At 40.5% G+C, this 20,710-nt stretch carries 19 protein-coding genes and 1 pseudogene; 4 read left to right on the top strand and 16 right to left on the bottom strand.

Going from position 1 to position 20,710, the window contains the following annotated elements; genetic code table 11:
- Positions 1-71 precede the first annotated feature (71 nt).
- Positions 72-473, bottom strand: a pseudogene (locus ACQKNS_RS04220) (response regulator transcription factor); the annotation flags it as partial.
- A gap of 113 nt (positions 474-586) precedes the next feature.
- Complete coding sequence (locus ACQKNS_RS04225) at positions 587-1,042, bottom strand: SMI1/KNR4 family protein (protein ID WP_427641343.1); 456 nt, start codon at positions 1,040-1,042, stop codon at positions 587-589.
- Between the two features lie 1,071 nt (positions 1,043-2,113).
- On the opposite strand from ACQKNS_RS04225, the gene ACQKNS_RS04230 reads away from it, so the two are divergent.
- Together ACQKNS_RS04230 and ACQKNS_RS04235 are read left to right on the top strand one after the other, a co-directional pair.
- A complete protein-coding gene (locus ACQKNS_RS04230) occupies positions 2,114-2,551 on the top strand; it encodes a DUF1641 domain-containing protein (RefSeq protein WP_427641344.1) in 438 nt (145 codons plus the stop codon).
- A 38-nt stretch (positions 2,552-2,589) separates the two neighbouring features.
- Complete coding sequence (locus ACQKNS_RS04235; protein ID WP_427641345.1) at positions 2,590-3,771, top strand: NAD(P)/FAD-dependent oxidoreductase; 1,182 nt, start codon at positions 2,590-2,592, stop codon at positions 3,769-3,771.
- A gap of 78 nt (positions 3,772-3,849) precedes the next feature.
- Here ACQKNS_RS04235 and chbG read toward each other — a convergent pair whose 3' ends face one another.
- From chbG to ACQKNS_RS04260, 5 genes are read right to left on the bottom strand one after another with little or no spacing between them, the layout of a single operon-like run.
- On the bottom strand, positions 3,850-4,581 hold the full coding sequence (chbG, locus tag ACQKNS_RS04240) for a chitin disaccharide deacetylase (RefSeq protein ID WP_427641346.1): 732 nt from the start codon (positions 4,579-4,581) through the stop codon (positions 3,850-3,852).
- Positions 4,578-5,921, bottom strand: a complete 1,344-nt coding sequence (locus ACQKNS_RS04245) for a 6-phospho-beta-glucosidase (protein ID WP_427641347.1) — start codon at positions 5,919-5,921, stop codon at positions 4,578-4,580. Before ACQKNS_RS04245 ends, chbG begins: the two co-directional genes overlap by 4 nt.
- Complete coding sequence (locus ACQKNS_RS04250) at positions 5,918-6,265, bottom strand: PTS lactose/cellobiose transporter subunit IIA (RefSeq protein WP_427641348.1); 348 nt, start codon at positions 6,263-6,265, stop codon at positions 5,918-5,920. Before ACQKNS_RS04250 ends, ACQKNS_RS04245 begins: the two co-directional genes overlap by 4 nt.
- 16 nt (positions 6,266-6,281) lie before the next feature.
- Positions 6,282-7,631, bottom strand: a complete 1,350-nt coding sequence (locus ACQKNS_RS04255; RefSeq protein ID WP_427641349.1) for a PTS sugar transporter subunit IIC — start codon at positions 7,629-7,631, stop codon at positions 6,282-6,284.
- Positions 7,632-7,635: 4 nt separating this feature from the next.
- The gene (locus ACQKNS_RS04260) at positions 7,636-7,944 is read right to left on the bottom strand and encodes a PTS sugar transporter subunit IIB (RefSeq protein ID WP_076366378.1); all 309 of its coding nucleotides are present in this window, start codon (positions 7,942-7,944) and stop codon (positions 7,636-7,638) included.
- Between the two features lie 297 nt (positions 7,945-8,241).
- On the opposite strand from ACQKNS_RS04260, the gene ACQKNS_RS04265 reads away from it, so the two are divergent.
- The gene (locus ACQKNS_RS04265; protein WP_427642128.1) at positions 8,242-8,958 is read left to right on the top strand and encodes a GntR family transcriptional regulator; all 717 of its coding nucleotides are present in this window, start codon (positions 8,242-8,244) and stop codon (positions 8,956-8,958) included.
- A gap of 121 nt (positions 8,959-9,079) precedes the next feature.
- Here ACQKNS_RS04265 and ACQKNS_RS04270 read toward each other — a convergent pair whose 3' ends face one another.
- The 4 genes from ACQKNS_RS04270 to ACQKNS_RS04285 all read right to left on the bottom strand — a co-directional run bounded on the left by ACQKNS_RS04270 (position 9,080) and on the right by ACQKNS_RS04285 (position 13,066).
- Positions 9,080-9,688: a methyltransferase gene (locus tag ACQKNS_RS04270; RefSeq protein WP_427641351.1), complete on the bottom strand. Its 609-nt coding sequence runs from the start codon at positions 9,686-9,688 to the stop codon at positions 9,080-9,082.
- A 112-nt stretch (positions 9,689-9,800) separates the two neighbouring features.
- On the bottom strand, positions 9,801-10,610 hold the full coding sequence (locus ACQKNS_RS04275) for an SDR family NAD(P)-dependent oxidoreductase (protein WP_427641353.1): 810 nt from the start codon (positions 10,608-10,610) through the stop codon (positions 9,801-9,803).
- A 211-nt stretch (positions 10,611-10,821) separates the two neighbouring features.
- Positions 10,822-11,184: a PqqD family protein gene (locus ACQKNS_RS04280; RefSeq protein ID WP_427641354.1), complete on the bottom strand. Its 363-nt coding sequence runs from the start codon at positions 11,182-11,184 to the stop codon at positions 10,822-10,824.
- Complete coding sequence (locus tag ACQKNS_RS04285; protein ID WP_427641355.1) at positions 11,174-13,066, bottom strand: OPT family oligopeptide transporter; 1,893 nt, start codon at positions 13,064-13,066, stop codon at positions 11,174-11,176. The genes ACQKNS_RS04280 and ACQKNS_RS04285 overlap by 11 nt, the downstream gene beginning before the upstream one ends.
- A gap of 320 nt (positions 13,067-13,386) precedes the next feature.
- Here ACQKNS_RS04285 and ACQKNS_RS04290 point away from each other — a divergent pair, with 320 nt between their 5' ends.
- Positions 13,387-14,040 carry a cupin domain-containing protein gene (locus ACQKNS_RS04290; protein WP_427641356.1) on the top strand — a complete coding sequence of 218 codons (654 nt, stop codon included), beginning with the start codon at positions 13,387-13,389 and terminating at the stop codon, positions 14,038-14,040.
- A gap of 501 nt (positions 14,041-14,541) precedes the next feature.
- Here the strand turns inward: ACQKNS_RS04290 and ACQKNS_RS04295 are convergent.
- The 5 genes from ACQKNS_RS04295 to ACQKNS_RS04315 form a co-directional block, all read right to left on the bottom strand.
- Positions 14,542-14,673, bottom strand: a complete 132-nt coding sequence (locus tag ACQKNS_RS04295; protein WP_427641357.1) for a hypothetical protein — start codon at positions 14,671-14,673, stop codon at positions 14,542-14,544.
- Complete coding sequence (gene mutL, locus ACQKNS_RS04300; protein WP_427641358.1) at positions 14,673-16,613, bottom strand: DNA mismatch repair endonuclease MutL; 1,941 nt, start codon at positions 16,611-16,613, stop codon at positions 14,673-14,675. The genes ACQKNS_RS04295 and mutL overlap by 1 nt, the downstream gene beginning before the upstream one ends.
- A gap of 22 nt (positions 16,614-16,635) precedes the next feature.
- Positions 16,636-19,260 (bottom strand): DNA mismatch repair protein MutS, encoded by a 2,625-nt coding sequence (gene mutS / locus ACQKNS_RS04305; RefSeq protein WP_427641360.1) that lies wholly within the window; start codon positions 19,258-19,260, stop codon positions 16,636-16,638.
- Between the two features lie 269 nt (positions 19,261-19,529).
- Entirely contained in the window at positions 19,530-20,069 is a 540-nt protein-coding gene (locus ACQKNS_RS04310; RefSeq protein WP_192204090.1) for an outer spore coat protein CotE, read from the bottom strand.
- A 211-nt stretch (positions 20,070-20,280) separates the two neighbouring features.
- Positions 20,281-20,709, bottom strand: coding sequence for a RicAFT regulatory complex protein RicA family protein (locus ACQKNS_RS04315; protein WP_034313499.1), 429 nt, complete (start codon positions 20,707-20,709; stop codon positions 20,281-20,283).
- Between the last annotated feature and the right edge of the window lies 1 nt (position 20,710).

The raw sequence follows: 20,710 nt of genomic DNA on the forward strand, positions 1-20,710 counted from the left end.
ACTCTTACCTTTTCTTTTAAAGGCACATCAGCCGTTATTTCTTGAAACAGCCGATCATCGCTTTTTCCGTATAAAGCGTTAATCCATCCATTTCCTTTATAGGATATTTCCGCATATTCACCATACCCCCTGCGTAGGACGCTCTTTATTTTCGCTAGTACCACTTCCAAATGAAACGGTTTTGTTAAATAATCATCTCCCCCATATTCAATGGCCATGACTTGATTCATCTCATCTGTCCTTGCAGAGATGAATATGATGGGAACCTTTGAGACCGTCCGTATTAGCCGACACCAATGAAAACCATTATAATAGGGCAGATTAATATCCAATAAAACAAAATCTGGCTTTACCTCTTGGAACTCCGCAAAGACTTGGTCCATTTGCTTCACTTCAAATACCTCATACCCGTACCTTTTTAAATAATTGACCAAGATTCCCGCTATTTTGAAATCGTCTTCAACCAATAATATTTTATACTTCCTTTTCTCCTCATTAACATGACAATCCTTCCTATCAATCCAGCTATTGAAATGAAAATAAAAAACCTTGAATGGTATGACCAATCAAGGGGATTCAAATAAAATTAGATTTCTTCCGGGATTTTCAATCCCTCAATGAATGATTTAAAACTCGATGCAACTTTATAAATATTTTCATCCTGACTTGATGGATCCGAATACCAACCCTGATCCCAGAAATAAACTCCCTTTTCCTCTTCGTTATCTATCAGCAAGATTTTACCTGCACATGTATCATTACCTATTATAATGCAATTCTTATGTAAGTCTTCCCTATTTTCTTCATGCCATTTCCGTAAATCAAGTTCTTTATCTTGAAGCTCTAATCCATAAAGTAGATTTAAGCAAACGAGCGTGTCTAATCCATCTACATAAAACTTACTGTTTTGTACCGTAGTTGTACCGCCATTATGCGTAAGGAGAAATTCTTTATAATCTGCAGGGATTTCAAAACCCACAAATTCCTGAAAATTATTCACTGCTTCTTGTGTCACTTTTCCATATCCTGTAATATTAACCATTCTATCACTCCATTTCAGTTTATTGTAGCAAAATCAATTGATAATCTTATTCTGTATGCCTGCTCATTGCTGTTTATAAAAAGGTCAGGCCCTACACTCCATTTATGGAGATTCTTGAAAAACATTACTTAGAAAATAATACTTTTTTTAAATATATTAACATAATTTTACTATCCTTATCAGTATTTTCTGATATTTTTTTTGACAATTTCGTTGCATTTCAATAAGAAAATAGCTTTTTTATATAGAGTTTTTGTCGAAAAATCGATAAATTGTATAATTCGTAGATTAATCAGAAGTTTTCGAAGATATATCTCCATTTTCGAAGATATATAGGGAAAAGATGATGAAAATAAAAAAAGGCACAAAACCATCATCTTCTAGGTTATGCGCCTTTCTCCTATTTATGAATGATCCCAATACATCTCAGACAATTTTATAGTCATCATAAGTAATTAATAACCTGCTCATAGAAACTGTCTCAGCACGAAGCCTATTCTTATCACGACAATAAGCAATGATGGAACTATTGGGAATTTTGGCTGTACAATTCCATTTACTATATTTTTCATTATATCTGGAGGATATTTCGATATTCTCACCACGGATCTTTAATATCCTGCGTTCTACCAAGGGCATCATCTCCAATTCCGATAATATTCTTTACCCTAAATCAGATAAAATATTCCTGCGTCGCATTCAGGCATGGCCTCTTCAAAGATTAGGGACATTATAGCAAACCAAACATATATTCAAAACAAAAGATGTCTATATATTCTGCCGAAAGCCGGCGATATTCCCCCCTATTATTATAGGAAATAAGGTGAATCCCGGTCTTAATCTTTTAGAATGTTCCTGTATTTAAGGAATTATATCCAGAATAATCTTTATATTTTTTTGGAATATTAAGAGAAATCACAAAACCCACCTAATAACTGTTAATAATAACTATAAAAATTATATTCGTATCACAAAAGAAATATTTGAAATTAAGAGGTTAGAGTCGTATGATTAGTAGTATCGGCGGAAAACACATAAAACAAAATAATTAAGTTTAAAGGGGAATTAGATATGGTAGATGTAGTCTCAAAACCTGAACATGAAACAATTAATATTTCTGCAAACCCAGAACAATTGGATATCCTTGATCAGCTTTTAAAGCCCGAGGTACAGGAATCATTGAGCACTTTGGTTGAGCAGTTACCAAAACTGACTGAGTTAGTGAATATTTTAACAAAGTCTTATGATTTCGCTCAATCGGTTGCGACTGATGATGTTTTGAAAAATGATACGGTCAGCGCCATTTCAGAGATCGCGACACCTGTAGTCCATTCAGTGAAAGGGCTTGCGGCTACTGCCATCGAAGCCAAGGATCGTGCTGAAGTGAATCATGACGTGATCGGTCTTTTTGGTCTGTTAAGAATGTTGAAAGACCCTCAAGCACAAAAACTTTTCCGTTTCGCCCAAGCTTTTCTTGAAGTCTCTTCAGAACATAAAAACCAAAAATAATTTGAAAACTTTCAATCAGTAAGGACGGGGGATTAACTATGTCAAAACAAATCGTCATCTTAGGTGCAGGTTACGCTGGATTACTATCTGCCTTATCCGTACGTGAATATTACAAAAAAGATGAAGTACAGGTTACAGTGGTGAACCAATTTCCAACACACCAAATCATCACTGAATTGCACCGTCTTGCAGGCGGATCCATTTCTGAACAAGCCGTTTCCATTCCGTTGGAAAAGCTTTTCAAAGGAAAAGATATCGACCTTATCATTTCCAAAGTGGAGTCTTTCTCCGTCGATAACAAAGAAGTGAAACTTGCCAATGGTTCCACTTTATCTTATGATGCCCTGGTTGTTGCTTTAGGAAGCCAAACAGGATTCTTCGGCATTCCGGGACTTGAGGAAAACAGCATGGTCCTGAAATCCGTAAACGATGCAAACAAGATTTATAAACATATCGAAGATCGCATCCGTGAATATGCACAAACGAATAATGAAGCGGACGCAACCATCGTGATCGGCGGCGGCGGATTGACGGGCGTCGAGTTAATCGGTGAAATCGTGGACCATTTCCCTAAAATCGCCAAAAAATTCGGAGTGGACTTCAAGGACTTGAAAATCAAGCTTGTAGAAGCTGGTCCAAAAATCCTTCCGGTCCTTCCTGACCACTTGATCGAACGTGCGATGACAAGCTTGGAAGCACGCGGCGTTGAATTCTTGACAGGTCTGCCTGTAACGGGTGTTAAAGGAAATCAAATCGAATTGAAAGATGGACAAACGATAACGGCCAATACGCTTGTATGGACAGGCGGAGTTGCGGCTCTTCCTATCGTAGGCGAGTCAGGTCTTGAAGTGGATCGCGGCAAAGCGACCGTAAATGAGTTTTTGCAATCCAAATCCCATCCTGACGTATTCGTTGTCGGGGACAGTGCCGTTGCGTTCCCTCCAGAAGGCGGCCGTCCATACGCCCCTACTGCACAAAATGCTTGGCAAATGGGTGAGCTAGTCGGATACAACCTTTATGCAGCCTTTGAAGGCAAGAAACTTGAAGAATTTTCACCTGTAAACTCAGGTACACTTGCAAGCCTGGGCCGTAAGGATGCGGTGGCAACCGTTGGGGCCAATAACACTTCCCTTAAAGGCCTGCCGGCTACATTGATGAAAGAAGCAAGTAATGTTCGCTATCTATCACACATCAAAGCCCTATTCAGCTTGGCTTATTAATTTTTAGATATAGCTCTCATTGAATGTAAAAGGACCATTCATCATTGGATGAATGGTCCTTTTTTGCAGTTAAAGAAATCAAATCTTAACTTGGTTGATGTTGAATCTAAGGGAAAATCCCTCAGGTAATTTTGCATTCGTCAAAATCCGGGTTTCTTTCAAGCGTTTATCATTATAAGAGGAGACTTCCATCAATTCTTCATCCATATAAGCAGGATGTGTCATGATCTCCACGCTCGCCCCATCCGTTACCCTCCCCTTCAGGTTTTGAAAATAATCTTCAACGACCATATCTCCATAAAAATCATCAAGGAATACATCTGTAACGGTTTGAATTCCAGCCAGGTGCTTTCCGGCATTACGCACTGGCAATCCATATTTATCAGACAGCTTTTTTATTACAGGTAGAAATGCTGTGATCCCGTGTACATGATGATGGCTGTCGAAATGAGTCGGATATAAACCAAATTCCAAGAATCTTTCGATTTGTGCTGACCACTCCCTCTCCAATTCCCTCAAGGAAATACCGTCAGGATCCCCATATATCGATCCTTGCTTTTTAAAGAAACCTGATTCGTCAACTAAACTAGGAACATCACTCAATAAAGGTTTACCCCAAGTCAGCACTAAGTGTATACCTACCTTCAACGAAGGTGTCTTCTTTGCGATTTCAATTGCATGCTCCGTTGCTTTCGCATTCATCATGATCGTTGTTGAATTGACAATTCCATATTTGTGGCTATCCAAAATCCCATAATTCACCGCTTTAGTTAACCCGAAATCATCTGCATTTACAAGGACTTCAATCATGATAAATTATCCTGCAACTCCTTTTTTTCAAAAAACTGCGGCAAATAATCTTTATGTGCCTCCAGCATTTCATCTAAGATAAGTTTTGCAACCCGATCACTTGGAACGAGTGGATTGATTGTCATGGCAAGCAAAGCAGTATCATAGTCCCCTGTAATAGCAGCTTCGATGGCAACCCTTTCAAAGGATTTGATTTGCTGAATTAAACCTCGGACTGCAACAGGGAGCTCACCCACATTGATTGGCTTGGGACCATCCTTAGTTATCACGCAACTGGTTTCAATCGCCGAGCCATAGGGGATGCCTTCAATCGCTCCATGGTTTACGGTATTTACCGCTTGAATATCTCGATTATCAGTATGCATCGAGCAAATCAACCGCACAGCAGCATCACTGTAGTACGCACCGCCGCGCTCTTCAAGCTGCGGCGGCTTGATAGCCAGATCCTTGTCTTTGTATAGCTCGAATAAATCTGTTTCAAGTCTTTGGACGACCTCTGCACGTGTTTCCCCTTTTTCTGCATCCTTCAATTCTTGGGCTAGCACATCTCCCGTTTTATAATAGTAGTTATGGTATGGACACGGAAACAGGTTTAACGCTCTTAGGAATTCCGGTTCCCAGCCCATTGCATGGATATTCTTCATCGTGACAGCATTAGATGGATCTGTAATCAATTGGATGATTTGTTCTTTGACACTCTCGCCATCAATGAATACATCCAGGCCGTAAACCATATGGTTCAAGCCAGCAAAGTCGATCCGGACTCTCGATGGCTCTACATCCATTAAATCCGCAACCCCTCGTTCCATACCTATCGGCACATTGCAAAGGCCGATGATTTTGGAAATATTACTGTGGCGCAGAACTGCTTCCGTTACCATTCCTGCAGGATTCGTGAAGTTAATCAGCCATGCTTCCGGACATAGCTCCTCCATTTCATGAGCGATATCCAGAATGACGGGAATCGTTCTAAAAGCCTTGAAAAGCCCGCCTGGTCCGTTCGTCTCCTGTCCTATCACTCTGTGTTTCAATGGAATCTTTTCATCAAGCGCCCTTGCTGCGAGCTGGCCAACCCGCAGCTGGGTCGTTACATAATCAGCGCCTTTAAGCGCTTCCTTTCTGTCTAGCGTGAGATGGACTTCAATATCCACACCAGCCTTTTCGATCATCCTTTTTGCCAAATTCCCGACAATTTCAAGCTTTTCCTTTCCCGCTTCGATGTCCACGAGCCAAATTTCACTTACAGGAAGTTTTTCATGATATTTGATGAAGCCTTCAATCAGTTCAGGCGTATAGCTCGAACCTCCGCCAATCGTGACAATTTTCAACCCCTTGCTCATTCAGCAGTCCTCTCCTTTACAGCATCTGCATGTAAGAATTCTTCGCGTAGATCAATCATTTCAATTGCAAGATCCTTTATAGTCATCGCTGTCATTAAATGATCTTGTGCATGCACAAGGATAATGGGAAGATCAAAATGGTCCCCGCCAGCCTCAGCATGGATTAATTGGGTTTGGTATTTATGGGCCTGCAGCAATTCCGTTTCGGCCTCGGCTATTTTCACGCGAGCAGTATCAAAATTCCTTTTCTTTGCTTCCTGCATCGCTTCCATTGCAAAGCTTCTTGCATTCCCGCTATATAAAATCAATTGGAAGGATAGTTGATATAATTCTTCTTTTTCCATTTTCATCACTTCTTTCTTAGACGCTTAGCGTTTCTGAATCTTTTGTAAGCTCTGTTTTATTTTTGGAGTCTATCTTCACTTGTGCATAAACGAATGGTAAATAAATGGCTGTTGAAATGACTAAGTTGATTGCAGCCAAGACCGCTCCGGACATATGCCCGCCTGTGGCCAGGAATCCCCCCACAATCGGAGGGGTAACCCATGGAATCTTGGCGACGATCGGGAAAACCATTCCGCTGCTTACCGCGATATAAGAAATCACCGTTGTAATTACCGGGCCGAGAACAAATGGGATGAACCACATTGGATTCAGAACGATAGGCAATCCGAAAAGAATGGGTTCGTTAATCTGGAACACTCCTGGTGCCCCCCCGAGTGCAATCATCTGTTTATACCGTTTCCGACCGGCAATGATCATTGCAATGATAAGGCCCAAAGTTGCACCAGATCCGCCTAAATAAACAAATGCATCCAGGAAAGAACCCGCCAATACCCCGTATTGATCCATGTCTTTGATGCCTTTTGCATATAAATCGATATTTTTCACTCCCGAACTTTCAAAAAGCGGTGTCGTGATCCCGCCAAGGATATTGGGACCATGCAAACCGATCATCCATAATAAATGAACAAGAAATACTAGTAAAATAGCGAATGGCAATGAATCTACTGCACTTTGTAATGGAGATACAATCACTTTACTAAGCCAGTCATTCAATATCTGCCCATCCGTAACTTTACGGAATAGCAGTCCGAAGACACCAGCGATAAAGATCGTCGCCATACCCGGCACTAACTTTGCAAATGAACGGGCTACCGCAGGGGGTACTCCATCGGGCAGCTTGATGACTAAATATTTCACCCGTGAAAGTCTCACAAAAATTTCAGTGGCAATCAAGGCAACGACAATTCCTGTAAACAGGGCTGTAGCATTAAAATAGTTAACGCTTACAAAACCCCATGCACCGCCTGTTACATCCTTATCATCGATGGTTAAAGTGACATTTCCGATTTGAGGCAATAATAAGAAGAAACAGGCTGCGGAAACCAGCATCGCTTCAAAACCATCGTCCCCGTATGATCGTGCCAATTTATAAGCGATGCCGAATACTGCGAATACAGTCATGAATGCAAAGGTTCCAAACCAAATATCACCGCCCAGCGTATTCCATGCAGGACCGAAGATGGCCTCCATCATTCTTCCATAAGGCTTGATGACTTGCCCGAGATTATTAAACAGGACGGCGAATGACCCAATCATTGTAATCGCTATCATTCCGATCAATGTGTCACGAATCGCAAGCAAATGCCGGTTGTTTCCTACCTTTACCGCCCCAGGCATAATATACTTATCAATAAAAGTCATCATATCCTTATTCTCCTTTTATTAAAGTAGTGGCTTGTTTCAGTACTTCTTCACCATTACATAGTCCATAGAACATTGGATTGATGGTTGCGACTGGAATACCCTTTTCTTTCCCCGCTTCCTGTAACTTGGATAGAAGATATCTAACCTGCGGGCCTAATAAAATTACATCGGCCTTATCTATTTCATTGTTCACTTCTGTAGAACCCACAGCCCATATACGACATTCTATCCCTTGTTTTTTAGCGCTTTCCTCCATCTTGGTAACTAATAAACTAGTAGACATTCCCGCAGAACAACATAATAAGATATTCATTGAAATTACCCCCCTTTTAATGATTGATTATTCAGTATTTTCAAGTAAGACTAAACCGCATTTTTGTAATGATCCATGGTGCTTGCTTGTTGCTTTGTTTTATCACTTCCCTTGAAAGCTATATGAAATGGGTATTATTACCCTATAGATACATTGTAGTTACAAATCTAAAAAATATCAACACAATTTTTAATTTGTTACTACAAATTTTAGATTTAAAGTTGATTATTGCACTTATCCGATATAATCTAGATGTATAGATTGGGAATGAACATAGGAGGAATCACTGTGGAGACCATGAATAAAGAAGCGGCATTGCATTCCATAGTCAAGGAATCGATTATCGATCTCATAAAAAATGGCGAATATCAACCAAATACAAAATTACCGACCGAGGCTGAATTTTGTAAAATATACGGAGTAAGCAGGACAACAGTTCGTACGGCCTTACAGCAATTGAACGTCGAAGGCTACATCTACCGTGTTCAAGGCAAAGGGACTTTCGTTTCGGAGAATAAAGTGAAGCAATTTCTTTCAAGCACGGTTGAAAAATTCTCTGAGCAAGTCACGATGCAAGGTAAAAACCCTTCTACAAAGGTCATTAGCTTAAAGGTGATTGAAGCTAACGCTACCCTTGCCAAGCTATTCAAACAAAATATTGGAGACCCCGTAAACAAACTGGAACGGATACGTTACGTAAACGACATCCCCCTCCAATATGAGATTGCCTTTCTCCCTTGGTATAAAACACCCGGGCTTAATATCGAAGCCTGTGAGAAATCACTCTTTAAAGTACTTGAGACACAATTCAATTTAAAAGTAAAAAAAACCGTCGAGCACTTGGAGTTTTCACTTGCCGACGATTCTATTTCTGACAAATTGGATGTTCCGAACGGCTCACCTTGTTTTTCCTTGGAAACTTACACATATGAAAATGACGGATCGGTCATTGAATTCTCTAAAACTCTCTTTAGAGGTGATCGTGCACACTTTGTCATCGAGCGGAACTATTGATTATTAATAAATAAAAGAAGACGGATGCCTTATTAAGGCTTCACTCATTGCCCCCAAGCACCAATGATTGTTTGGGGGCTTTTAATATTTACTTGAATATCACCAAAAAACGAGTATCCATTCAATTCAACAATTCGTATATGACGAATTTCTCAAAAGGATTAGATTCAGTCAAGCCAGGTAACATCACTTCGTTTTTCAGCTCGAAAACGGTTTGATTTTCGAGGAAGAAAATATAATCCTGTGATGGATAAAATAATATAAGTTCGATTTGGCGCGGTTCTTTTTCAAAGGAATGCAAAATGTTATTGATGATTTTCATGAAAATTTGTACCGAGAACGGATTAAAGAAATAAAAACGATTGTCTTTCGTATCAATATCATATTCTTCTGCCAAACAGCAGTGGAATTCTATATTGCCATTGTTATTTTTCCTTTTCTTCATGTAGTCATTCAGATTATCGATTGCTTCTTTATAGAAATTCCGATTCATCTCCACGCCAACTACAGATGATTGATATAAGTGATGGATAAAAAAATTCAAGCGACCTTTACCGCATCCAAAATCCACAATGCGATCATTTCTTTTCAGTGCATAATGTTTGAACAAATATTCCAATGCACTGTATGGCGTAGGTTCATAGCGGTGATAATGCAAAGAATCATTGAAATTTTTTTGTTCACCTGCCGTCCTGATGTTCAGCATTTCATCATATTTCGTTTCTCCCATTGTTATATTCACCTGCTTCATGTTTTTTAAAATATAGGGCCTCCTAACTAAAAACCCCGGATAAGGTTGATCTTATCCAGGGTAAGGTTTTGATCTAAGAATGTCCAGACAATTAATTGGACTTTGCTTTAGTTATATAATCATTAAAATCGGAGATGCTTGGGTTGGCTATATAATGACCGCCTTCCACTTGGATCGTCTGACCCGTAATGAATTTGGACTCGTCAGATGCAAGGAATAGAACGGTATAACCGATATCATCCGCTTCACCATGATAGGGCAATGCATTAAATTTGGCAAAAATATCAAGTACGGCAGGAGGCATATTATTTTTCGCTGCAGGAGTTAAAATAAGGCCAGGTGCCACCCCATTACAACGAATATGATCTTTACCATACTGTGCAGCGATATAACGGGTCAAATTCACTACCCCCGCTTTGGACGCACCATATGCAGATCGTACGGAGTCACCTGTAAACCCAGCCATGGAGGCCGTATTGATTATCGATCCCCCTCCCGCTTTAATCATGTGAGGAATAACAAACCTGCTTCCCAAGAGGACGCTTTTTAAATTCACATCCATAAGTCGGTCCCATTCTTCCAAATCTAAATTGACGACATCCAGATCTTTATGCAAGTTCGTTAAACCCACATTATTAACAAGTACCGTAACCGTACCATATTGTTCAATGGTAAAGCCGACTGCTGCCTGGATAGAATCTGCTTGTCCAGCATCCAAGAATACTCCCGCCGCTTCCCCACCTTGTTTTTTAATGTTTTCGGCAGCTTCTTTTGCTCCTGCTTCGTTAAAATCAGCAATCACGACTTTTGCGCCTTCTTTAGCCATCAGTGTGGATATGGATAACCCGATACCCGAAGCTCCACCTGTCACTAATGCTACTTTACCTTGTACTCTTCCCATAATAACCCACCTGCTTTTCAAAATTGAATATCACTTCTTTATTACTCATGACTACCAGTACAAGAATACAATATCTATAAAGCTATTACAAATAATTATACTCATAGTTCATTTTCGTGAGGATAGATTATTAGGATGTCTTAAACTTTTGTTTTACCAAATTAAAAACAGAAAAAAGCTGAAGCATCAAAAAGAGCTTCAGCTTTTTTCATTATTCTTCTTCATCATTCCATATGATCCAATCATGAGCCTCAAGAATTTCTAGAAATTTCATCAACCGCGGTATGGCTGGTTCTGCTTCCTCACCAAAATGTTCACTCATCGCTTCAGAAATCTGATTGACATTCTTTTGGAACTGCATCTGTTCAATGGCATATGCCCCAAACTTATCAAGCTTGATTTTACGGACTGATGGTTGTTTAAAGAATCGAATAGTAATTCGTTCCACAAAATTGGTCCTTTGAATGACCAAAAAAGTTGCTTCCGAAGATTCTTGTAACATAGTGACGCGTTTTTCCAAAAGGGGAACCATGGTTAACAGGTTCCTCTTTTTTGATTGGCGTTTACGAAGCATCTTCTTTTTTCCCTTTGCTGGATACGAACCATAGCAATCCAGCTAGAGCAAGGAATAGTAGGAATGGCAGCAAATTGCTGGCTAATTTAGCCGCAGCCGGAACCTGGACACCAGCTGCGATCAATATGGCAATAAGAACACCAATCAATGATTCACCCGCTATCAAACCAGAGGCAAATAATACACCTCTATCAACCCGTGCTTTAAGCGCTTCTTTTGTTTTCGAGAAGAATTCAACAAAGAATCGAATAAATCCACCGATCATGATTGGGACACTAGTATGAACCGGCAAGTAAATTCCGACAGCAACAACAAGTGAATTCAGACCGAAAAATTCTAATGTGATGGAAATAGCTGCACCGATAAAGATGAGGGTCCAAGGCAAATCCCCACCTAGAACACCTTCAGCAAGTATTTTCATTAGTGCCGCTTTAGGTGCAGGAAGTTCTGCAGATCCCATCGTATATGCATTATCCATCAGAACCAGGATAAAACCAATGACGGAAGCGGAAGCCACAACACCGATCATCATGGCAACTTGTTGTTTCCATGGTGTTCCGCCGACGATATATCCTGTTTTTAAATCTTGAGAAACATCACCTGAAACCGCAAGTGCTGTACAAATGATTGCAGCGACGGTTAAAGCGGCTACCATTCCAGCCGTACCAGTAAAACCAGTAGCTTTATAAACAATGGCCACAATCAACAGTGTAGCTATCGTCATTCCAGAAACAGGGGAAGAAGAACTTCCGACGATTCCAACAACCCTTGAAGCCACTGTCACGAATAAAAACCCAAAAATCGCAATTGCGATCGCACCGATGATTCCTACATCTGTTATAGGTGTGAAAGCAATGATTAAAATTACGATGATCGTTCCCAGCCAAACATATTTAGCCGGCATGTCTTGTTCTGTACGGATCGAACCTGATTTTAGTTGCCCTTTATTGGCTTTTACGCCTTTAAGAGTATCAAAAACTGAACTGAAAAGTATTGGTAAGGTTTTGATCAATGTGATCAATCCGCCAGTTGCAACGGCACCAGCACCAATATAGCGTATATAATTATCCCAAATTCCCCATGCATCCAATTCACCGATCGGTACATCAGAAGGGAAAATGGCTGTTCCATTGCTTCCTCCAAAAAAGCTGATGGCCGGTATTAGAACGACCCAGGCTAATAAACCCCCACCTAGCATTTGTCCTGCAACACGCGGTCCAATAATATAACCTACACCCAAAAGGGAAGGAAAGGCATCAAGACCAACCACTGCATTTTTAAAATTCGTGATTCCTGTTTCAACCTCTGTCTTGAAAAGCTTAAACCCATCACCAAGCCCTTTAACGACACCGCCGATAACCAAACCGGCTCCGATAAGTTTCGCGCTTGTACCACCCTTTTCTCCTGACTTCAGTACCTCGGCACATGCCGTACCTTCAGGATATGGTAATGTTTCATGTTCCCTTACAATCAAAAGCTGGCGAAGGGGAACCATCATGAAGACCCCTAAAAATCCCCCAGTTAATACAACGAAAATGATGAATGCTTGACTCACGTCCATGTCCCACATGAATAATGCTGGTATGGTAAATACAGCACCGGCACCAATAGCCTCACCTGCCGTGGTCATCGTTTGCACAATATTGTTTTCTAATATTGAATCCCTGCGAAAAACCCCTCTTAAGATAGCCATTGAAATTACCGCTGCGGGTATTGAAGCAGAGACAGTTAAACCAATAAGTAGGCCTAAGTATGCATTTGCCGCCCCGAATACGATTGCAAGAATGACCCCTAGAATGATTGCAGTTGCAGTCAATTCCGGCAGAGATTTAGATGCAGAGACGTAAGGGACGAATTTACTCTCTTTTGAATTGTTCGACAATTTAGCCACTTCCTATGTTAAACTTTAAAATCACAGAGAACATTATATCACTGTAATTTAAAGTCACGCAATGGGAAAATTCTGCTTATTAAAAGTTTGATTATATTAAAAATTCAGTTTAGTAGTTTTCGTTTTTAAAATATATAAAATAATTTTGATATAATAACCACAGCTATACGTTACACGGAAACACGGCCTATCATTATTCAATGACAGTATCATCAGCTCCATAAGCAAATAACCCACTGGGTTATTGCACATTAAAATGAGGTCTGACATATCCTGAAAAATCAAGTCTTAAAAAAAGGAATGATAAATTCATGGTCTCCTATATGGACTATACTTCACCATCCACACAATTCTTTTTTGATGTTAATAAAAGCAATTTGATGAAAAAAGACAATCAAAACTATATAAATGTATTAGGTATCAAACAATTGAACACACTCGAAAATGTTTCTTTATTAGATATTTACCTTAGTTCAAACAATGTCGTAGAGCCGCATTATCACCAAAATGCTGCAGAGCTAGTGTTTTGCATTTCTGGAGCGGCAACCGTTTCATTACTGAATCCTTTTACTAAGCAAATACAAAATTACCCCATTAAACCTGGCCAAGTAGCCAACGTTCCCCAAGGTTGGTGGCATTATGAAGTGGCTAATACAGATAATACTCACCTGCTGGCCATTTTTAATGCACCAACACCTGAGGTGATCCTCGGTTCGGATATCTTGAAATTGACACCTGCAAATATTATGGCACATACGTATTGCCTGGATGAAAACCAATGGAAAAAAGCAATTGCACCGGTTCAACCCTCAACATTCATCGGTCCTCCAGCAAACTGCCATCGAGCGTCCGAAGAAGACATGCAGCAATATCCCCAATATAATAATCACTATGATAACCAAATGTATACTGCCCCGGCATACAACTATCAATTCCAGCCCACTCCCCCATATTATTATTATTGATGATAAGTAATGGGAACTTAAATAACCCCATCCAAGTCCTATTCCCCCTTCATGGATGGCGTCTAAGAAATCAGAATCGAAAAAGGCAATGGAGAACCCCATTACATCAGGATTCTCCATTGCTTTTAATTTACATGAACTTTTTAAAAAGCCACACTCATTTACTTTCGCAACATCTTTCATTATGGTGGTCAGCCAATCTAGTGTAAGGGTATTTTAAAATCCATACACACTTGGATACCATTTTTCATTATACAATCATTATATATTCTACCGAGTTTCTTCCTATAATATAAAAGATTCTCAACTCCACTATAGAAACAGATTATTCTTTTAAAGGATTTCAAATATCAAAGTGTTGTTCGGTTCTTTAAATTACTTCGGCGGAAATTTAGTTTTTGATTATCGTTGTTTTCGTAATCAATCCTTCTGTGTGCAAATTTTCTTCTGCATTATATCCAGAAACCATTTTAACAAGTATTCGTCGCCTGGTTCCATCAGTTATGGAATGTTAGCAATCAACGTCGCTTCCTCGTCGAGATTAATGATACTAATGTAGGACACAAGAGCATGGTCAATTACTAAAAAAGCAATGGAGAACCCTATTACATAAGGCACTCCATTGCTTTTCATTACATGATCCTCTTGAACATTTTCTCCATTTCATAAATGGAATAAGAGATGATGATAGGTCTTCCATGAGGGCATGTGAAGGGATCGGTTGTCCGCCTTAGTTCATCCAATAGTGCTTGGATTTCATCATTGCGCAGATGACGGTTTGCCTTTATTGAGGCTTTACAGCTCATCATGATGGCTGCTTCTTCACGCAGTTTTTTGATGTCGACCTTTTTCATCGATAGCAATTGTTCTATCATTTCTTCAAGGATTTCCTGTTCAATTCCTTTAGGGAACCATTGTGGATGCGATCGGACAATATAGGCATTATAGCCAAACTCTTCTAAATAGACTCCGACTTTTTCCAATTCATGCCGATATTCATTTATCCTGATACATTGGTCTGTTGAAAATTCAAGTGTGATGGGAACCAGCATATCCTGCAGCTCGTTTTCCACACGTCCGACCTTTTCTTTAAAATATTCGTATTTGATCCGTTCTTGTGCAGCATGTTGGTCTATGATGTACAAACCTTTTTCGTTTTGGGCGAAAATATAGGTACCATGCATTTGCCCAATTGGGTACATGGGAGGGATGCGGCTATCCGGTTCATTCTCCTCTATTTCTTCCTCTTGTTCGACAGTGTAGGTTGTATACTTTTCAGCTGACTCGTAATTTGGTTTGCTTTCTTCATCTTGCAAGACCGGAATATAGGCATCTGCCATTTGCTGCTGTTCATTGCTATAGATTATTTCCTTTATTGGTTCAAGATTGAAATCTTCATGATGATCCACGAAACTCTTTTGTTCCTGCTTTTCCCGAATCAAGGTATCCTTCAAGAGTGAAGCTTCTTTCTTGGCTTCTTCAAGGACCCGCTTGCCGTTTTCCACAACATGGTCCAATTCCAGTGCAGTTTGCTCACTTTTCACCTGCTCCGCCTTTGGTGTTGGTGTATATCCACTTGGTATTAGAGTCATCTTTTTAAACGAAGATTTGATCGTTTCCGATACAAGACTGTACAGTTCCTGTTCCTTGCTGAGCCTTACCTCCATTTTAGATGGATGTACATTGACATCGACAAGAATGGGATCCATTTCAATATTCAACAAAGCAATTGGAAAACGTCCAATTGGAAGAAGTGTATGGTACCCATCCAGGATTGCTTTCACGAGCGCATAGTTTTTAATGAAGCGGCCATTTATCATGGTTGAAATATAATTCCTTGAAGCCCGGGTGACCTCAGGCATAACGATATATCCTGATAACTTGAAATCCAAGGAGCTTGCCTGTATCGGAATCATCTTTTTGGCAATATTCGTACCATAGATTGCGGCTAGCACCTGCCTGACATCACCGTTACCATTCGTATGCAGGATCCGCTTCTCGTTGTGTGATAACCGTATAGAAACATCCGGATGCGAGAGTGCGAGCCTGTTAGCGACATCCGTGATATTTCCTAGCTCTGTATGAATGGTTTTCATATATTTCAACCTAGCAGGAGTATTGAAAAACAAGTCGGAAACCAGGATATCCGTTCCTTTTCGGCTTGATGAAGCCTCGAGTTCTTTAACCATGCCGCCTTCAAGAAGTATGCGCGTTCCCACACCTTCGCCTGTGCTGCTTTTCATTTCAAAACGGGAAACTGAAGCAATGCTGGGCATTGCTTCGCCGCGAAAGCCAAGTGTCCGAATTCGGAAAAGATCATTTTCATCTTTTATTTTACTTGTGGCATGGCGTTTAAATGCCGCTTCTATGTCGTCAGCCAAAATCCCATCGCCATTATCCACGATCCGGATTGAACCAAGTCCAGCTTCCACCAATTCAATCTCTATAATGGTACTGTTTGCATCTATTGCGTTTTCTACAAGTTCCTTAACGACTGAGGCTGGGCGTTCAACAACTTCGCCAGCTGCGATTTTATTAGATAAAGCCTCATCAAGCTGTATGATTTTTCCCATTTTTATCGCCTCGCTTTAATTCTCATTTAAGTTTCTTTTGTAATTTATAAAGGGTATTCATTGCCTCAAGCGGCGTCATTTCAAGGATATCCAGTGCTTTTATGTCATCCAGCACCTTTTTTTCCTTAGGTGAAGAATTCACTCTTTCTTTAGGAGCCTCTTCCCCAAAGAAGGAAAGCTGTGCCTCATTGACGGATGTTACCGGGGCAGCTTCGACAAGAGGTGCTTCTACAGCAGCAGGCTGTTCAGGCATCGCCTTTTCCTGTCCATTTTCATTTTCCAGCTGCGCTAAAATAGCGGCAGCCCGATCTATTAACTGCTCCGGTAAATCAGCTAGCTTAGCCACATGGATTCCATAGCTTTTATCTGCTGGCCCTTCTTTAATTTTATGAAGGAAAACGACATTTCCATTTTGCTCAATGGCACTGACATGAATATTTTTCAATTTTGGCAGTTCCGCCGCCAAAACAGTCAATTCGTGATAATGGGTCGAAAATAGAGTCTTTGCCCCAATTTCCTCATGAATATATTCAATGATGGCCTGTGCAAGCGCCATCCCATCATAAGTTGATGTCCCCCGCCCTATTTCATCAAATAATATCAAACTGTTATCTGTCGCATTCATGATGGCATTTCTTGCTTCGAGCATCTCGACCATGAATGTACTTTGACCGGAAATCAAATCATCTGCCGCGCCAATCCTAGTAAACACCTTATCAAAAATAGGCAATTCAGCTAAACTTGCGGATACGAAGCATCCAATTTGCGCTAGAATCGATGTTAGTGCAATTTGACGCATATACGTACTTTTACCCGACATATTGGGCCCTGTGATCAAAAGTAATTCCCTGTCTCCATCCATAAAGCAGTCATTGGGGACATACTCCTGTGATTGGAGGACTTTCTCGACCACTGGATGCCTGCCTTCCTTCAGTACGATTCTTCGATCATCAGAAAAGACTGGCTTCACATAATGGCGTTCTTCGCTAATCGTTGCAAAGCACTGCAGGACATCCAGTTCACTGACGCCTTTCGCTAAATCCTGTAAGCGCGGGATATAGCTTTTGACCTCTTCACGAAGATTGAGGAATAGGTCATACTCCAAGCTGATGCTTTTTTCTTCTGCTTGTAAAATCAAAGCTTCCTTTTCTTTCAATTCAGGTGTGATATAACGTTCGGCATTCGTCAAGGTCTGCTTCCGTTCATACCGGCCTTCTTCAAGAAGATGCAAATTGGCTCGTGTGACCTCAATGTAATAGCCAAATACACGATTATATCCGATTTTCAATGATTTGATCCCGGTACGTTCCCGCTCTTCGCGTTCAAGCTGCGCAATCCAAGTTTTCCCGTTTCTGCTGGCATCCCTGTATGTATCCAGCTCCTTATGGAAACCATCCTGAATGATATTCCCTTCCTTCACGGACAATGGCGGGTTTTCTACAAGCGCCGTTTCAAGCAAATCCGTCACTTCTTCGCAAGGATCCAATTTATCGGCCAAAATTGAAATATCCTGATTGGAAGCCATTGACTTCACGATTTCACGAATGATCGGCACCTGTTGCAATGAACGTTTCAGTTGAATCAAGTCCCGAGCGTTAACATTCCCGAAGGCCACCCTTCCGGCAAGCCGCTCCAAGTCGTACACTTCCTTCAGTCGTTCACGTAAGTCCTGCCGTTCAAAGTATTGATTTTTCAGGGTTTCAACAAGGCTTTGTCTCCGCTCGATCTGTTTTTTATTAATGAGCGGTCTATCAATCCATTGTTTCAACATCCTTCCGCCCATGGCTGTTTTCGTTTCATCAAGCAGCCATAATAATGAGCCTTTTTTACCTTTGGAACGGATGGTTTCAGTTAATTCCAAATTGCGTTTGCTATAATAATCAATTTTCATATATTGTGAAGTTTCATATGCAAGCACTGGCTGTAAATGATCCAGGCTTCGTTTTTGGGTACGGTAAAGATAATTCAATAAACGTGAGGTCGTTGTCGCTAGTTTCTGGTCTTTCAACAGATGAAGCAATGCAACGAATGACTCGCTTTGAACCAAATTATTCTCTAGCGATAGAGCGGCAGCCCCCCGCTCTTGCAGCCTTTTTTTCCATTCTTCATTGAAATCCTCGGCAATGACCACTTCACTCGCACCAAGGATGGCAAATTCATTCAGGACTTCCTCGAAACTCTCAATCAACGTTACCTTATTTTCCCCTGTCGATAAATCATTGTATCCAAAGCCAAACTGACCATCCGGGAAATGAGTGATGGTGGCTATATAATTATTTTCCTTTTCACGTAGACCCTTACTATCCATTTTCGTTCCCGGAGTAATCAGCTGGACAACTTCCCTGCGTACCACACCTTTGGCTTGCTTCGGATCTTCGGTTTGTTCACAGATCGCTACTTTAAAACCTTTTTCTATCAATATATCAATATAATTAGCAGCCGAGTGATACGGAATGCCGCACATCGGAATTCGCTCTTCACTACCGCCTTCTCGGCTAGTTAATGTGATTTCGAGCTCTTGTGATGCATTCAGTGCATCGTCAAAAAACATTTCATAAAAATCACCTAAACGAAAAAATAAAAAGGCATCCTGATACTCTGCCTTAATTTTTAAATATTGCTGTATCATCGGAGTATATCCAGCCATTCCTTCAAAACCTTTCCAAACTAAAATCTATTTCACATTTATGTCCTTCATTATAACATACGGGAAAGCAACATTGCCTGTATTCAAAATTGCATGGTAAATCATTTAAACTTTGAATTCAAACTTTTCTTGAGCTGCCTATGCAAAACATATGCATTGATATAGCAGCATTCCATCCCTATTTTTAATCATGGCCTGGCATGCTTGTCCCGCTTCAAATTAAATAAAACCGGATGAAGGGAATGTCATCCGGTATTAATTTCTAAATTCTATTCGTCTTCGAATTCATCAAGGAAATCCGGATCTAAATCTTCGAAATCCTCATCATCGAAATCAGAGCCCCAGTCATCCTCACAGCGGCCATCTGGACTAACAGCGACACAAATTTTCGTTTCGCCGACGACTTCCACAAAGAATTCCCTTTCCACATGGACAATGATTTTTTGTCCACATGGGGAGATGCAAGCTTCTAAACAATTCGGCTGTTGGACAGCTTTTGCAACGATTTCATGGTCATCAAGACAATCGGGATCACGGTATTTCAGTGAAATAACGTCGGTATATTGCACTTTTTCAGTTACAACTTCCGTCTTCGAATTATGGTTATAAGAATACCAGACGTTGATTTCGTAGCTGCCGTGAATTTCTACCTTTTTGCCGACTTTCTTTGCATCGTATTTATGGTTGATGATCCAACAACCTAGAATGCTAGAAGGATGATGAGCCGGGCAAATGGTGTGAGAGGACTTTGTGAATTTACGTCCTTTTGCCACCACCGCTTTAGTAATTATCTCTCTATATTGTGACATGCTAGCGAACCCTCCTCATACAGTTTCCATTCATCCTATGCGTGGTAAAAGTCTATTGTGCGTAGAATTTTAATTGTTTGAAAACTGCTGTAATGTTTTAAACCTAGGTTATTTTATGCGCAAGTTTTGGGATATGTGTCACGAATGGGCACTGTATAAGGATTTCCGAATATAAAAAAGCCCTTCTGAAATCAGAAGGACTTTTTTATATTCATGAACAGCTTCCGCCGCCTGCTTGTACCTGTGAACCTGTCTCACCGCGAAGGACGTCCCCTTCAGTCGATTCAATGATCAGGTCCGTCACTTTATTCGATACTTGTGATGAGACCATTTGTAAAAGATCATTTACATCCACTTGGGATTGTTTGAATTCCTGCACGATCGGAAGTTCATCCAATTGTTTTTCCAATGCATCAATTTTGGCCTGAACTTGGCTGTATGCTTTCTCTTTGCCGTAATGTTGGAAGTTTACAGCCTGTTTTTGCAAGCTCTTGATGCTGGCGATCATTTCACGGATTTTTTGGTTTTCATTGATGTGAGCTTCTGCCCGTTTAAAGAAATCGACTTCTTCCGTGCTGGCGATCATTTCAGCAAGCTCGGCCGCTTTGTTCAGAATGTCATCTTTAGTATATTTAGTCATA

This window comes from Peribacillus sp. NPDC094092 (genome assembly GCF_050279365.1).
In the GTDB taxonomy this organism is placed as follows: Bacteria; Bacillota; Bacilli; order Bacillales; family DSM-1321; genus Peribacillus.

Coding starts and splice junctions, on each gene's coding strand:
- ACQKNS_RS04270 (WP_427641351.1), bottom strand. CDS start 9,688: ATGGGAGAAACGAAATATGATGAAATGCTGAACATCAGGACGGCAGGT.
- chbG (WP_427641346.1), bottom strand. CDS start 4,581: ATGATTGAAGTCCTTGTAAATGCAGATGATTTCGGGTTAACTAAAGCG.
- ACQKNS_RS04315 (WP_034313499.1), bottom strand. CDS start 20,709: ATGACTAAATATACTAAAGATGACATTCTGAACAAAGCGGCCGAGCTT.
- mutS (WP_427641360.1), bottom strand. CDS start 19,260: ATGGCTGGATATACTCCGATGATACAGCAATATTTAAAAATTAAGGCA.
- ACQKNS_RS04250 (WP_427641348.1), bottom strand. CDS start 6,265: ATGGAAAAAGAAGAATTATATCAACTATCCTTCCAATTGATTTTATAT.
- ACQKNS_RS04225 (WP_427641343.1), bottom strand. CDS start 1,042: ATGGTTAATATTACAGGATATGGAAAAGTGACACAAGAAGCAGTGAAT.
- mutL (WP_427641358.1), bottom strand. CDS start 16,613: ATGGGAAAAATCATACAGCTTGATGAGGCTTTATCTAATAAAATCGCA.
- ACQKNS_RS04310 (WP_192204090.1), bottom strand. CDS start 20,069: ATGTCACAATATAGAGAGATAATTACTAAAGCGGTGGTGGCAAAAGGA.
- ACQKNS_RS04295 (WP_427641357.1), bottom strand. CDS start 14,673: ATGAAAAGCAATGGAGTGCCTTATGTAATAGGGTTCTCCATTGCTTTT.
- ACQKNS_RS04275 (WP_427641353.1), bottom strand. CDS start 10,610: ATGGGAAGAGTACAAGGTAAAGTAGCATTAGTGACAGGTGGAGCTTCG.
- ACQKNS_RS04255 (WP_427641349.1), bottom strand. CDS start 7,631: ATGATGACTTTTATTGATAAGTATATTATGCCTGGGGCGGTAAAGGTA.
- ACQKNS_RS04260 (WP_076366378.1), bottom strand. CDS start 7,944: ATGAATATCTTATTATGTTGTTCTGCGGGAATGTCTACTAGTTTATTA.
- ACQKNS_RS04230 (WP_427641344.1), top strand. CDS start 2,114: ATGGTAGATGTAGTCTCAAAACCTGAACATGAAACAATTAATATTTCT.
- ACQKNS_RS04245 (WP_427641347.1), bottom strand. CDS start 5,921: ATGAGCAAGGGGTTGAAAATTGTCACGATTGGCGGAGGTTCGAGCTAT.
- ACQKNS_RS04290 (WP_427641356.1), top strand. CDS start 13,387: ATGGTCTCCTATATGGACTATACTTCACCATCCACACAATTCTTTTTT.
- ACQKNS_RS04280 (WP_427641354.1), bottom strand. CDS start 11,184: ATGCTTCGTAAACGCCAATCAAAAAAGAGGAACCTGTTAACCATGGTT.
- ACQKNS_RS04235 (WP_427641345.1), top strand. CDS start 2,590: ATGTCAAAACAAATCGTCATCTTAGGTGCAGGTTACGCTGGATTACTA.
- ACQKNS_RS04265 (WP_427642128.1), top strand. CDS start 8,242: ATGAATAAAGAAGCGGCATTGCATTCCATAGTCAAGGAATCGATTATC.